Raw genomic sequence first — 14,317 nt, 5'->3', positions numbered from 1 at the left:
TTCATTATTCTAAAAGCTCTATATACTTGTTCTAAAAGCATAACTCTAAATAGCTGATGTGGAAAAGTCATCTTAGAGAAACATAACTTATAATCTGCTCTTCTTCTCACTTCATCAGAAAGACCAAGGCTTCCACCAACTATAAATACTATATTTGAATTACCAGTAACTCCACACTTTTCTATAAAACTCGAAAACTGCTCTGATGTAATTTCTTTACCTTGTAAATCCATAGCTACAACGTAGGAATTATCCTTTATTTTTGAAAGTATTAATCTACCTTCTTTCTCCTTTATTTGAATTTCCTCTTTCTCTGATGCATTATCAGGAGTTTTTTCATCCGGAAGTTCTATTATATCAAGTTTGCAGTATCTTCCTAACCTTTTTGAATATTCATCAATAGCTTGTTTTAAATATTTTTCTTTTAATTTACCTACAGTAACTAATGTTATGTTCATTTTTCCTCCTAAACTAAACATTTTTGAAATTATGTAATAATGTTTTAACCAAAATCATATATTTATAATAGTTAAATGCACTAGTTATTTTAATTTTATTTTGAAAGTATCTCCTTGCGTTCAAAAAATTAAGTATAGTTATACTTTATTAACTAGTGCATATGTTTTTTAATATCCTAAGTTTTCATTTAAAAATATTATGTGCATTCTCTCTTTTCTATTTTGTCTTTTTATTAAAGTATACTCATTGCATATTCTATCTTTACTTTTACAATCCATGCAATATCCAACCTTTGAACATGGTGTTTCTTTATTTAATCTTTTTGCATTTATTGGTGCAGCACATTCTCTATTTCTTTTTATTGCTTCTTCAACATTCTTTACTATTTTATTTACTCCACAAATAACTATAACCTTTTCTGGTCCATAAAGCATTGCTGCAACTCTATTTCCATTTCCATCTACATTATAAAGTTCCCCATTTTCAGTAACAGCATTACTACTTGTAAAATATGCATCAGCAAAAAATGATTCCTTAAACATATTTACAACTTCTTCTCTTGTAATATCTTCTTTATACCTATCTAAAAACTTATATCTTCCGCTCCTTAAATGTTCCATTACACCAGTTTCCAAAAGAGTCATAGAACCTCCACATGAAACTAAGGAATTTTCACTTACTATATCTTCTATAATTCTTATAAGTTCTTCTCTATCTTTTGCATAGTATCCGTTCATATTATTTTTATTTATAGCTTGTACAGTTCTGGTTATCTTTTGTTCATTTGCCCATATAACATTTTTATCCATAATACAAAACCTCCTAAATATTTATATAAAAATAAAAAAAATATAAATTTAATATAACTTGTTCTAAATATTAAGAAAAGCTCATAAAATCTTATGAGCTTTTAAATGTCTAAATTATTTTCCACAACATTTCTTATATTTTTTTCCGCTTCCACATGGACATGGATCGTTTCTGCCTATCTTTTCTTCATTTCTTACTGTCTTTGAATCATTATATGCTTTTTTAATTTCTTTTCTCTTTTCTTCTGAAAAAATTCCATCCCATTGTGGTAAATTAAATAAATAATCAGCTTTTGCATCTAACATATTAAAATATAATTTCTCAAAATCTATATCTAATACTAATTCAGTGTTTCCATCTATAGTTTCTAAATCATATGGTACTTTTAAACTATCATTTATTCCATCAACAAATCCCATTACGAATTCTTCAGTTGTATTTTGTTCTTTAGCTAAATTATTTATTGTTGTTTTTTTTACTTCTTTGTGGTTTGATAATAAATCTTTATAAATATTTGTTTCTATCTTACCATACTCTTCCCAAAAAGCTTTTTCACCTTTTGTTTTTACATATTCAACAACCATGTCAGTCCAATTTTTGTATAAACTCATCTCATTCTCCCTCTTTCCTTCTTATTATAAGTTAATTAATGAGCTAGGTTCATGTCTACTAGCCATTGAAATTTTAACATCCAAACCTTCTTCAATACCTTTTTCAGCTAAAGAAGTTAAAACTGTCTGATAAGCTAAGTCTGGATGATTATTTGTACCACTTAAGTGACCTAATATTATTTTTTTATCATTACCATGCTTTATAATTTCAGCAATAGCTTCTCCACAATCATCATTTGATAAATGTCCTATTTCACTTAATATCCTTCTCTTAAGATTGTAAGGATAAGGACCAAATTTAAGCATACTAACATCATGATTGCATTCTAAAAGTATAATATTAGAATCTTTTATATTATCTCTTATTTCTTCAGTAAATGTACCAAAATCAGTTGCAATACTTATTAAATTATCTTTTGACTTTATTGTATATCCAACTGGAGAAATAGCATCATGAGGTATTACAAATGATTTAATCTCTAAATCATTTATAATTACCGTACTTCTTCTGTCCATTATTTTTATATTGTGTTCTTTTATTTTGCCAATAGATCCTTTCATGGCTTCCCATGTTTTATCATTTGCATATATAGGTATATCATATTTCCTTGATAAAACTCCCACACCTTTAATATGATCTGAATGTTCATGTGTCACAAAAATACCATTTATATCTTTTGGATTTTGATCTATCTTTGCTAGTGCTTCATCAATCTTCTTGCCTGGCATTCCAGCATCAACTAATATTCTAGTATTATCGTTACCTACAAAAATACTATTTCCACTACTCCCACTATAAAGCGAACAAAATTTCATTATATATCTTCGCCCCCAATTATTCTGCTACATCAACTCTTACTATTTCAGCACCTAAACTTCTGAACTTATCTTCAATATGAGGGTATCCTCTATCTATATGCTCTATACTTGTTATTTCAGTTGAACCATCTGCTATAAGACCAGCTATAACCATTGCGGCTCCGGCCCTTAAGTCAGTTGCCTTAACAACCGCCCCAGTAAGTTTTTCAACTCCATCTATTATAGCAACTCTTCCTTCAACCTTTATATTAGCACCCATTTTCTTAAGTTCATCAATATGTTTATGTCTGCTTTCCCATATTGATTCAGTTATTAAACTTCTTCCTGGCACTATACTTAATAAAGTTGACATTGGTTGTTGTATATCTGTTGGGAAACCTGGATATGGAGCTGTCTTAACATTTACTCCTTTTAACTTTCCAGAACATGTAACTCTTACAGAATCATCACCTTCTTCAACTTTAGCACCCATTTCATTAAGTTTAGCTGTTATTGATTCTAAGTGTTTTGGTATAACATTTTTTATAGTTACATCTCCTTTAGTAGCAGCTGCAGCTATCATAAATGTACCAGCTTCTATCTGATCTGGTATTACGCTATATGCACAACCTTTGAACTTTTCTACACCTTGAATTCTTATAATATCAGTACCAGCACCCTTAATATTTGCTCCCATTGAGTTTAAGAAGTTAGCAACATCAACTACATGTGGTTCCTTAGCAACATTTTCTAAAGTAGTAACTCCTTCTGCTCCTGTAGCAGCTATCATAACATTTATAGTTGCTCCAACAGAAACAACATCAAAGAAAATATTTGTTCCTACTAATCTATCAGCTTTAACCTTTACAGCACCATGTTCTATAGTAACATCTGCACCTAGAGCTTCAAAGCCTTTAATATGTTGATCTATAGGTCTAACACCTATAGGACATCCCCCTGGAAGTTCAACTCTTGCTTCTTTAAATCTTGCTAAAAGTGCTCCAATAAAATAATATGATGCTCTCATTCTTCTTACATCTTCAGTACAAGCATCATAATTATTAACCTCTGTGCTATCTATTTCTAATGTATTATTATCAATTTTTCTAACTTTACAACCTAAGCTTACAAGTATTCTTTCTAAACAATGTACGTCCTCAATATCTGGTATGTTATCTATAACACACTTTGATTCACTAGCAATTACTGCTGCTGGTAATATTGCGACTGCTGCATTTTTAGCTCCATTTATATCAACTGACCCTACTAAAGGTCTTCCTCCATTTATAACTAACTTTTCCATCCAATTCACCCTTATTTTTAGATTCTATATACTTAAAATTCCCAAAATTATATTATTTATCAAAAAAATATCTATTAGACATTATAATCCTATTATCAATTTTTATAGTTCGTTTATCATTATAACACAAAGTTGCATTATTGAAATATTTTTTTGACAAAAAATAAGATAGATAAAAGCTTTGTGGGCTTTTATCTATCTCTAAATGGTTATTTTTGTTATTTAACTTCAAAAGAGTTACAATCTGTACATTCAGTTGTAGTTGCTTTATGAGAATGTTTTCCTACCATAATTGTGTCTAATGTACAATAATTATCTTCTTTGCAATGATATTTACATTCATTAACTACACATTTAATACTTGAATTGTGATCCATAAAAAATCCCTCCTAAACTTAAGTTACATAAGTAGTATGTGATAAAACCTTTTATTTATTCCTTTTAGTTTTTTTCTTTAAAGTATTATGTTATAATTTATAGAAAAGTTTGGTTATTAAATCAAAGAGTATATTAGGCGAGGTAAAATATGAGATACTATATTGTTGCATTATTTGATGATTCTTCATATGAATTTATAAACCCTATTCAAAAAACCTTATCAAAAAAGTTTAGAGCAAACAGAAATTCACCTGCTCCATATATAGCACTAGAAATATTAGATAATCCTAATATTGAAAAATTAACACCAGTAATAGAAAAGGTTTTAAAACCTTATAAGAAATTTAAAATAGAACTTTCTGATGAATTTGCTATAAATGAAAATTTAAAGACTATAAATATAAATTTAAATGGAGTTGGATATATCAAAAAAATCGAAAGATGTCTAAAAGATACATTAAAACTTCATGGATTTAATGTTAGAGAAGAAAATATAGATAAATTATCTGTTTCCTTAGCTAACTTAAATTATCTTCCAAAAGATAATAAGAAAAATTCTTTTGATTTAAAATCTACCATAAATAAAAATTTAGAAAATCAAACACTAAAAATAGATAAATTTGAATTATGGAAAGTTCCACATAATAAAAAAGAATTAAAAATAAAAGATTTTGATTTAAAAACATTTTAAATTATTTTTTAATTAAGACTTCATTTAAAATAAATGAAGTTTATTTTTTTAATTTTATTTCTAAATTTTATGAAATTTTATAAATTTTCAAAAAAGTTTTATTTGTATTCGTTTACTGACCTTTTCATCTACTGAAAGTTTTTGTAAAATAAATAAAGATAATTGCTTTAAGAGCAGGGAGGATTCGTTGATGTTTGTTTCCAATTTATTTAAAATTCAAAAAAAACTTGATAATAAAATAACTATTAATCCAGATTTAGATGATTATAAAATTAAATCTCGTAAAAATTTAGAGTTACATATTAAGATTAGTGACCTTGCAAATGAAACTGATTGCTTTAACTATTCTAAAAATATAAACTCTCATCTTGATAAGAAAAAGATTTTTAATAAGTATTTAATTTGTTTACAACAAGTATTATCAATAGGAATTACTAATGAATATGACAACGTAACTGAAATTTCTATGCAACCTACAGAATATTGTTTAAGTGATCAATTTCTTAATCTCTATATAGATATAAATGATTTAATCATATCACGTTCAGAAGATCATTTTGAAACTTTATTCGAAGATTTACTAAGTCTTGGAAATTCTCTTGGATTTTCAGAAGATGAAATAACAGAAGGATTTAAACAATTTAATTAATCATTTGGCTATAAGATTTTCTTATAGCTTTTTTTTATTATAATTTTTACTTAATTGGTAAAACTAACTTTGAGGTGATTCAATTGTTAGGAATAATTTATGCAATAGTATCTGGAATTTCAATGAGCCTTCAAGGAGTTTTTAATACAAAGCTTGGAGAGAAGATAGGTACTTGGGAAACTAATGTATTAGTTCAATTAATAGGTTTAATACTTACAGTCATTATAACTGCATTTGCTGGTAAAGGTAATTTTAAAGAACTTAATAACGCAAACAAACTATATCTTTTAGGTGGAGTACTTGGAGTAGTAATAATATTTACTGTTATGATGAGTATAGGTTCTCTTGGAACTACTTATGCTATAGGAGTAATATTAATATCTCAAATTATTGCTGCTGCAATAATTGATTACTTTGGATTATTTGGTACTGAAAAACTTAATTTTACCTTAAAAGATTTTTTAGGTGTTGCAATTATGATTATAGGTATTATAGTATTTAAGTGGAAAAGATAACTAACACTTAAGGAGATAATACTTATGAATTTATTTAAAAACATTCATTTTTTATCTAAGTTAACTTACACAAATATGAGAGAATATTTTAATGATAGAGATAAATCTGCAAATGATCCAATCCATGAAGATTCAATACACTGGTACGGTCATGCTACAACAATACTAAATTTAGGTGGAAAATTAATTTTAACAGATCCTGTTATTTCAAATAGATTAGGATATTTTAAAAGAGTTATAGAAAAACCATTTGATATTACTGAATTAAAATTTGATTATATTCTTTTATCACATGGTCATATGGATCATATGCATTTTCCATCATTAAGGCAACTTAAAAAGTTAAATAAAGATGCAACTGTTATAGTTCCTAAAGGCTATAAAAGGATTTTATCAAAGCTAGGATATAAAAATGTTCACTTATTAAGATCTGGTAATACATTTGAAGATGATTTTATTAAAGTGAAATCTATTCAAGCTAATCATGATGGTCGTAGATTTTATATTGGCATAGACGATGAGAGTAACTCCTATATTATTGAAGGTAACAATAAGAAAATTTTCTTTGCAGGAGATACAGCTTACACCGAAGCATTTAAAGATATAGAATGTGATGTTGCACTTATGCCAGTAGGTTGTTATAAACCCGCTAGATTTGAATATATGCATTGTAATCCTGAGCAAAGTTATAAAATGTTTAAAATGATGAAAAGTAAAATAATGATTCCTATTCATTATAAAACATTTAAAATATCATTAGAAGACTTTGATGAAACTCATGATACATTAGTTAACTTTAAAGATAACACCGTCAAAATTATAAATGTCGGAGAAACATATAAGCTATAGTCTTACTATAGCTTATTTTTTATAATTTTTATATTAAATAAAATATTATTAACAATTATTGTATCAAATTTATACTATGATATTGTAATAATATTTTAGGAGAACTCTATGTTTAGTTTTAAAAATAAACTTGATTATAATCTAAACATCGCATTAAAAAATAATTCTTATAAAAAATATAGAGTCCTTGTAAAGTGTAAAAACTTATTTTCATCTATAGTAAAGAAAATATCTCACTTTAAAGGTGCTTTAATTTATTCACTAGATTATTGTAATATAGTTGTTGCTAATTTAAATAAATATGAAATAAAAAAATTAATTGAATATCCAGAAGTAGAAAGTATATTTCTTGATGACTACTTATTTTTATGTGGAATAAGTGTCACTTCAGCAAATAACTGCAATTTATACGACACTAATAAATCAAAATATTCAGGAAAGAATATAAACATAGGCTTAGTAGATAGTGGTGTTTTTCCTCACCCTGATCTTCTAAGCCCTAATAATAAAATAGAATATTTTTTTGATCTTATAAATGAATTTAAATATCCTTATGATGATAACGGACATGGAACTGCAATAGCAGGAATAATGTGTTCTAGTGGTTTAAATTCTAATAATCTATATAAAGGCATATCACCATCAAGTAATATAATTTGTTATAAAGCCTTTGACAAATTAGGTAAAGGATATGCTTCTGACGTACTTTATAGTATTGAATGCTTAATAAAATTATCAGAAGAAAAAAATATAAGAATTCTTTGTTTACCTTTTGAACTTTTAAATTTAAATTATTATATAATTGATGCATTTAAATGTGTATTTGATGTTGCAATAAAACATAATTTAATACCAATCGTTCCAAGTGGAAGTGTAAATTATGAAAAAGATATGATTAAAGGAATAGCAACATTAAATAATTGTATAACTGTAGGTGGGGTAAATAGCTCAAAACCAGTCACACCTTATTTATATTCATCAAAAGGTCCATACAATAAAATTATTAAACCTAATTGTGTTGCATCCTGTACTAATATAGCATCATTAAATAGTAATACTTCATATGTTTCCGAAAGAAATGGTATTAAGGTATATCCAAGTAAGCTAAATTCTAACTATAAAACATTTAGTGGAACATCTTTAGCAGTTGCATTTGTTTGCTCTGTATGTGCATTAATATTAGAGAGTAATCCATCTTATACATTTAATGATGTTTTATCTATAATAAAGTTAGCTTGCGATAAAAAAGATTTACCTAAAGATATTGTTGGTAATGGAATTTTATCTTTTAATAATATATTAAAATAATTAATCTATATAATCTTCAGGATTTACAGGGTTTCCATTTGCTCTTAATTCAAAATGTAAGTGTGGCCCTGTACTTCTTCCAGTACTTCCAACCTTTCCAACAACATCACCTTTCTTAATTTTTTCTCCTTCCTTCACATCTATCTTACTCATATGTGCATATCTTGTCTCAAGTCCATTTTCATGTTCTAGAATAACAATGTTTCCATAACCATTCCTCTCAAAGAATGCATTTTTAACAACACCATCAAATGCAGCTACTACAGGTTCTCCAGTATTTCCTGCTATATCAATTCCATTATGATTTTTACCCCATCTCTTACCAAAGCTAGATGTTATGACATCTCCTCTAGTAGGTCTCATTAAAAATGGAGTATTACCATTTAAAGGATTTTTTGTCCCTTTGCATATAACTTTACTTTTACTTTCTACTATTGTATTTTCAGAAATAACTTCACTATTCTTCTTTTCATTATTTATATATATTGTTTCTATGTATTGTTCCTTTCTCCCTCTTTCCCCCTTGCTTTTTACATAACTTTCTCCTAAAAACAAATCATCAGTTCTTTCAATTTTAACTGATGGCTCTACATCTACTATTAATTTATCCCTTAACGTTAATTCAACTTTTAATAATTCTTTTTCATTTCTTTCTATAATAGAATTTGCTAAATCTTCACTTCTATCTAATTTTGATAAATTAACCTTTTCATCTTTTAAATTTATATTACCTTTTATATTTATGTTATTAATTTTTTTATTATCTATTTTATTTTTAGTAATATATATATTACTAACCTCTCTTAAAACATCTTCTAATTGATTTTCATCAATAACATATCCTAACTTTACACCATCTATACTTAATAACTTTAATGTTACTTCATTATTCAGTGAATTTATAATACTACTCATAAATTCATCATAGTTCGTAAGCTGAACATCTTCATAAATTCTTTTAAAAGATAATCTTTTCTTATCTATTTTTTCTTCTTTTGATAATTTATCATTTATACTCACTAATATTTTATTGTAATCTTCTTTAATTCTTTCTTTATTATTTCCATAACCAATTACAGCATTTCCTAAATATACTTCAAAGCCTTTTGCTCTATAATCTAAAAAGTTGTTTATTAATAATGCTCCTGATATTAATATAAATAGTAATAGTATAAATTTCTTAATATTTCTCGAGCTCATAAAAATCTCCTTTTCTATAGTTTTTTAACACATCAATTAACTTTCCCAATTGATAAAATTTTTATTCATATTAAAGATTTTCCTTAAGTTGTTATATAATGTTCCCTTTGTTATAATTAGTTTACATAAATGAAATAATATAATTTAACTATTAAATTTAATTTGAAAGGTAGAGAATCTAAATGAGCACTTTTATGCTTAAAAATAAACCTTTAGATTTTACCCCTGTTAGCAATGTCTTTCTAGAAAAATACATGCCAAAAGCTCGTGGTGAATTTGTTAAGGTTTATTTGTTAATGTTAAAATATAACGTAAGTGGTGAACTTGGAGTTAATTCTTCAATTTTAGCTTCAACATTAAACTTACTAGAATCTGACATAATGAATGCATTAAACTACTGGAATGATGAAGGTGTTTTAAAACTTGTTCCAATAGATAAAATGAATAATTTTAATATAGAATTTATTGACCTTAAAGAAGAAGATGTAGAGTTCAATAAAGATAGTATAAATATATTAGAAGCCCTAAACAGTTCAGAAACACACGATATGCTTAAAGACATAGAAAAAATATTATCAAGACCTCTTTCAAGCAAAGAAATGGAAATATATCTTGGTTGGCAAAAGGATTTTTCATTCCCATCTGAATTAATACTATTACTAATAGAATATTGTTCTTCAAAAGGAAAAACTAATTTCAGATATATAGAGAAGGTTGCTGAAGCTTGGAATGATATGGGCATAAAGACGATAGAAGATGCTCAATCTCAAATTAAACAAACAGAAGATAAGTGGACTAAAATAAGAAGAATTTTATCTTATCTTGGGATGAAATCATCTGAAGTTATGAAACCACAAGAAGAAATGCTTGAAAAATGGATATTTACTTATAAATTTCAAATGCCTTTAATAGAAAAAGCTTGTGATATATGCTTTGAAAGGTTAAATAGGGCAGACTTTAAGTACATAGATGGAATATTAGGTAATTGGCATAAAAATGATATAAAAACTATAGAAGATGTTGCATTAAAAGATAAAAATCATAATAAGTCAAATAAGAACTTTAATAATAATTTCAATTCTAATAATCAAAACAAGCCAAAAGCTATCAGATTTAATGATTTTAAACAAAGAGAGTATGATTATGACTCCTTAGAGAAAAAACTGTTAGGATGGGATAAAGATGATTAAGGGATATCAATCTGAATTAATGGAAGTATATCAAAAAATTCGAAATGAAGAAACTCATAACTTAAAAAAACGTAGAGCTGAAATTAAAGCACTACATCCTGAAATAATTGACTTAGATAATGAAATTCATAAACTTTCATTAAAATTATCTATGACAATTTTAAAGAGTAACGCTACTGAAGATCAAATTCAAGAAATTAAAGATAATATTATTGATATAAGAGCTAAAAAATGTGAAAAGCTTGTTCAATATGGATATGATCCTGAATACTTAAATATGCATTATAGATGTAATAAATGTCAAGATACAGGTTATGTAGGAATAGAAAAATGTGATTGTTATAGAGAAAAACTAACTAAACTATATTACAAAGATTCAGAACTTGAAGAAATACTTAAAGATAACAACTTTAGTAACTTTAATATTGAGCTCTTTTCATCATCAAAAGATAGTTATGAAAAATTTTCTCCTAGAACTAATATGAGAAATAATCTAGAATTCATAATGAAAGACTTTATTCCAAACTTCAGTAATAGTTCTGATAACTTATTGTTTTATGGAACTCCAGGTAGCGGAAAAACCTTTCTTTCATATTGTATAGCTAAAGAACTTTTAGATCGAGGATTCTTAGTTATTTATAAAACTTCTGATGAATTAATAAAAGCATTAAAAGAAGTAAGATTTAATAATAATACTTATATGGAAAAACTTCTTATAGACTGTGATCTTCTTATTATAGATGATTTAGGTTCAGAACAACTTAATGATTTTGTTGCTACAGAATTATTTAATTTAATAAATAAAAAACTGCTTAAAAAGAAAAAGATGATTATATCAACTAACTTCACATTAGCTGAACTTTCAAGACATTATAGCGAAAGAATATCATCAAGACTTTTAGGAAACTTTAAATTACAAAAGTTTTATTCTGAAGATATAAGAATAAAATTAAATTTATCAAAGAGATAAAAAGTGGAGTATTTATAAATACTCCACTTTTTATACGATCAATCTCCAAATTTGTGTTGTACAAAAACATATAAATATACCAGCAACAGTTGGTATTAAAAAACTTATAATAGTCCACTTAATACTATTTGTTTCCTTTTTTATAGTTAAAAGCGTTGTTCCACATGGATAATGCATTAAACATAATATCATAACATTAATAGCCGTAAGTATTGTCCAGCCATTTGCTATTAACAAGTCTTTAAGCTCATATAAACTTTCTAGTTCAAGCATTGTTGTCGCTCTTAAATAACTCATTATTATAATTGGCATAACTATTTCATTAGCTGGTAAGCCTAGTATAAATGCCATTAAAATATATCCATCTACACCTATACTATTAGCAAAAGGTGCTAAAAAATCAGCACATACTGTTAAAAGCGAACTATCTCCAACATTAATATTAGAAAATACCCATATAACAACACCAGCTGGTGCTGCAACAACTACCGCTCTTCCTAGTACATATAATGTTCTATCCAATATTGATCTAACTATTATTTTACCTGCTTGAGGTTTTCTGTATGGAGGAAGTTCTAATATAAAGTTTGATGGAACTCCCTTAAGTATAGTCTTAGATAAAATTTTAGATACTAGAAAAGTCATAAGAACTCCAAAAATAATAACAACAGTAACAGTAATTGCTGATACTAAATTTCCACTAATTCCTACTGATATTCCTCCCATGAATATAGTAGCTATAGATATAAGCATTGGAAATCTGCCATTACAAGGCATAAATACATTAGTTAAAATTGCTATTAATCTTTCTCTAGGAGAATTTATTATTTTACATCCTATTACACCAGCTGCATTACATCCAAGACCCATGCACATAGTTAAAGCTTGTTTTCCGCATGAACAGCATTTTTTAAAGCACTTATCTAAATTAAAAGCAATTCTTGGTAAGTATCCTAAGTCTTCTAAAAGAGTAAACATAGGAAAAAATATAGCCATAGGTGGAAGCATTACCGAAACTACCCATGCTAATGTTACATATACACCATCTATTAAAATTCCAGAAATCCAATTTGGTACAGATGTATTTAAAAATAAATCTCTTAAATACTCTTCACCATATCCGAATAAATTTGCAAGCATAGAAGATGGATAATTTGCTAATGTTATTGTTATCCACAAAACAACAAGCAATGTAATTATCATTATAGGTATTCCAGTTATTTTAGAAACTAATACTTTATCAATTTTTCTTTGAAAATTATTATATTTATCCGTTACTTTTACAACTTTATTACAAAGATTTTCAGCCTTACCTATAAGAGTTTTTATTATTTTATCCCCTATAATCTTATCTCTATTTTCTTCTAGTATCTCATTAACTTTTAATGAAATTATATCCAAATTCTTTTCATTAAAGTTATATATATTGTATATAGAATTTTTTATACTGCTATCTCCTTCTAATAATCTTAAAGCTATCCATCTACCTTCTTTTTCTGTAATTTCATTATTAGCTTCCATTAGAACATTTTTTAAAACTTTAATATTTTTTTCTATATAATTATCATATTTTATTAAGCATTTTTCATTTTCTTCTCTTGACACTTCAATAAGTATAGCTTCCTTTAATTCTTCTATACCTACTCCTTTTGTTGCAGCTGTTTCTATGACTGATGTTTCTATTTCTTTTGATAATAATTTAGTATTTATATTTATACCCTTTTTCTTAGCCTCATCTATTAAATTAACACATAAAATTACTCTTTTACTTATTTCCGAGATCTGAAAAAATAAATTTAAGTTTCTCTCTAAAGAAGTTGCATCAGCTATTACAACAACTAAATCAGGTTTATTAAAGCATATATAATCCCTTGCAATTTCCTCTTCTTCTGAATTAGATAATAGTGAATAAGTTCCTGGTAAATCAACTACCTTAATAATTTTATTTTTAAATTCATAATATCCTTCCGCATTACTTACTGTTTTTCCTGGCCAATTACCAGTATGCTGATTTAATCCAGTTAATGCATTAAAAACCGTACTTTTTCCCACATTTGGATTTCCAGCTAATGCAATTACAAAATTCTCTTTAGTATTATTTTTATAATTATTTAAAGATAATATATTTATTCCAGTTGAGTTTTTATTTAGTCCCAATTTAATCCTCTCCTAAAATTGATTAACTACACTAATCTTTTCACTATCCTCTTCTCTTATTGCAATTACAGTCCCTCTTATTAAATATGCTCTTGGATCTTTAAATGGACTCTCGTATAAAACTTCTATTAAAGTCCCTTCTACTATTCCCATATCAAAAAACCTTCTTCTAAGATCTCCATCTACTTCTATATCAATTACCTTCACAATAGACCCTAACTCAACTTCATTTAATTTCATTATTAACCTCCTTTTCGTGTTAATTTTTATAATTTCTTATTAATAGATTATGAAAATAATTATATGTCGTGATTGATAATATAAAGAATAAAAAAATAAAAAAAAGAAGTAAGATAAAATCTTACTTCTAACTTTGGCGACTCAGAAGGGGTTCGAACCCTCGACCTCTGGCGTGACAGGCCAGCACTC

General features: G+C 26.7%; 16 protein-coding genes. 7 read left to right on the top strand and 9 right to left on the bottom strand.

Going from position 1 to position 14,317, the window contains the following annotated elements:
- The 6 genes from rlmH to Q4E08_RS09910 all read right to left on the bottom strand — a co-directional run.
- The coding region (gene rlmH / locus Q4E08_RS09935; protein WP_303130629.1) for a 23S rRNA (pseudouridine(1915)-N(3))-methyltransferase RlmH at positions 1–458 on the bottom strand (458 nt) is incomplete at its 3' end.
- 168 nt (positions 459–626) lie between these two features.
- Positions 627–1,268: a lactate utilization protein gene (locus tag Q4E08_RS09930; RefSeq protein ID WP_303130628.1), complete on the bottom strand. Its 642-nt coding sequence runs from the start codon at positions 1,266–1,268 to the stop codon at positions 627–629.
- A 114-nt stretch (positions 1,269–1,382) separates the two neighbouring features.
- Entirely contained in the window at positions 1,383–1,880 is a 498-nt protein-coding gene (locus tag Q4E08_RS09925) for an SEC-C metal-binding domain-containing protein (RefSeq protein WP_303130626.1), read from the bottom strand.
- 24 nt (positions 1,881–1,904) lie between these two features.
- Positions 1,905–2,696 carry an MBL fold metallo-hydrolase gene (locus tag Q4E08_RS09920; protein ID WP_303130625.1) on the bottom strand — a complete coding sequence of 264 codons (792 nt, stop codon included), beginning with the start codon at positions 2,694–2,696 and terminating at the stop codon, positions 1,905–1,907.
- Between the two features lie 19 nt (positions 2,697–2,715).
- On the bottom strand, positions 2,716–3,981 hold the full coding sequence (locus Q4E08_RS09915; protein ID WP_303130624.1) for a UDP-N-acetylglucosamine 1-carboxyvinyltransferase: 1,266 nt from the start codon (positions 3,979–3,981) through the stop codon (positions 2,716–2,718).
- 218 nt (positions 3,982–4,199) lie between these two features.
- Entirely contained in the window at positions 4,200–4,358 is a 159-nt protein-coding gene (locus Q4E08_RS09910; protein WP_303130623.1) for a DUF1540 domain-containing protein, read from the bottom strand.
- Between the two features lie 149 nt (positions 4,359–4,507).
- On the opposite strand from Q4E08_RS09910, the gene Q4E08_RS09905 reads away from it, so the two are divergent.
- The 5 genes from Q4E08_RS09905 (at position 4,508) to Q4E08_RS09885 (ending at position 8,371) form a co-directional block, all read left to right on the top strand.
- Positions 4,508–5,050 (top strand): hypothetical protein, encoded by a 543-nt coding sequence (locus Q4E08_RS09905; protein WP_303130622.1) that lies wholly within the window; start codon positions 4,508–4,510, stop codon positions 5,048–5,050.
- A gap of 190 nt (positions 5,051–5,240) precedes the next feature.
- Positions 5,241–5,699: a dUTP diphosphatase gene (locus Q4E08_RS09900; protein WP_303130621.1), complete on the top strand. Its 459-nt coding sequence runs from the start codon at positions 5,241–5,243 to the stop codon at positions 5,697–5,699.
- A gap of 83 nt (positions 5,700–5,782) precedes the next feature.
- Positions 5,783–6,214, top strand: coding sequence for a DMT family transporter (locus tag Q4E08_RS09895; RefSeq protein ID WP_303130619.1), 432 nt, complete (start codon positions 5,783–5,785; stop codon positions 6,212–6,214).
- A 24-nt stretch (positions 6,215–6,238) separates the two neighbouring features.
- On the top strand, positions 6,239–7,063 hold the full coding sequence (locus Q4E08_RS09890) for an MBL fold metallo-hydrolase (protein WP_303130618.1): 825 nt from the start codon (positions 6,239–6,241) through the stop codon (positions 7,061–7,063).
- A 108-nt stretch (positions 7,064–7,171) separates the two neighbouring features.
- A complete protein-coding gene (locus Q4E08_RS09885) occupies positions 7,172–8,371 on the top strand; it encodes a S8 family serine peptidase (protein ID WP_303130617.1) in 1,200 nt (399 codons plus the stop codon).
- Here the strand turns inward: Q4E08_RS09885 and Q4E08_RS09880 are convergent, their stop codons facing one another.
- On the bottom strand, positions 8,372–9,571 hold the full coding sequence (locus Q4E08_RS09880) for a peptidoglycan DD-metalloendopeptidase family protein (protein ID WP_303130615.1): 1,200 nt from the start codon (positions 9,569–9,571) through the stop codon (positions 8,372–8,374).
- 182 nt (positions 9,572–9,753) lie between these two features.
- Between Q4E08_RS09880 and Q4E08_RS09875 the strand changes: the two genes are divergently transcribed.
- Together Q4E08_RS09875 and Q4E08_RS09870 are read left to right on the top strand one after the other, a co-directional pair.
- A complete protein-coding gene (locus Q4E08_RS09875; protein WP_303130614.1) occupies positions 9,754–10,761 on the top strand; it encodes a DnaD domain protein in 1,008 nt (335 codons plus the stop codon).
- Entirely contained in the window at positions 10,754–11,731 is a 978-nt protein-coding gene (locus Q4E08_RS09870) for an ATP-binding protein (protein ID WP_303130612.1), read from the top strand. Before Q4E08_RS09875 ends, Q4E08_RS09870 begins: the two co-directional genes overlap by 8 nt.
- A gap of 30 nt (positions 11,732–11,761) precedes the next feature.
- On the opposite strand, the gene feoB is transcribed toward Q4E08_RS09870, so the two are convergent.
- A complete protein-coding gene (gene feoB / locus Q4E08_RS09865) occupies positions 11,762–13,888 on the bottom strand; it encodes a ferrous iron transport protein B (protein ID WP_303130611.1) in 2,127 nt (708 codons plus the stop codon).
- Between the two features lie 12 nt (positions 13,889–13,900).
- Complete coding sequence (locus Q4E08_RS09860; protein ID WP_303130610.1) at positions 13,901–14,128, bottom strand: FeoA family protein; 228 nt, start codon at positions 14,126–14,128, stop codon at positions 13,901–13,903.
- Positions 14,129–14,317: the final 189 nt, after the last annotated feature.

The sequence above is a fragment of the Clostridium sp. genome (assembly GCF_030532265.1).
GTDB lineage: Bacteria > Bacillota > Clostridia > Clostridiales > Clostridiaceae > Clostridium.
This window is presented reverse-complemented; position numbering and strand designations above follow the sequence as displayed.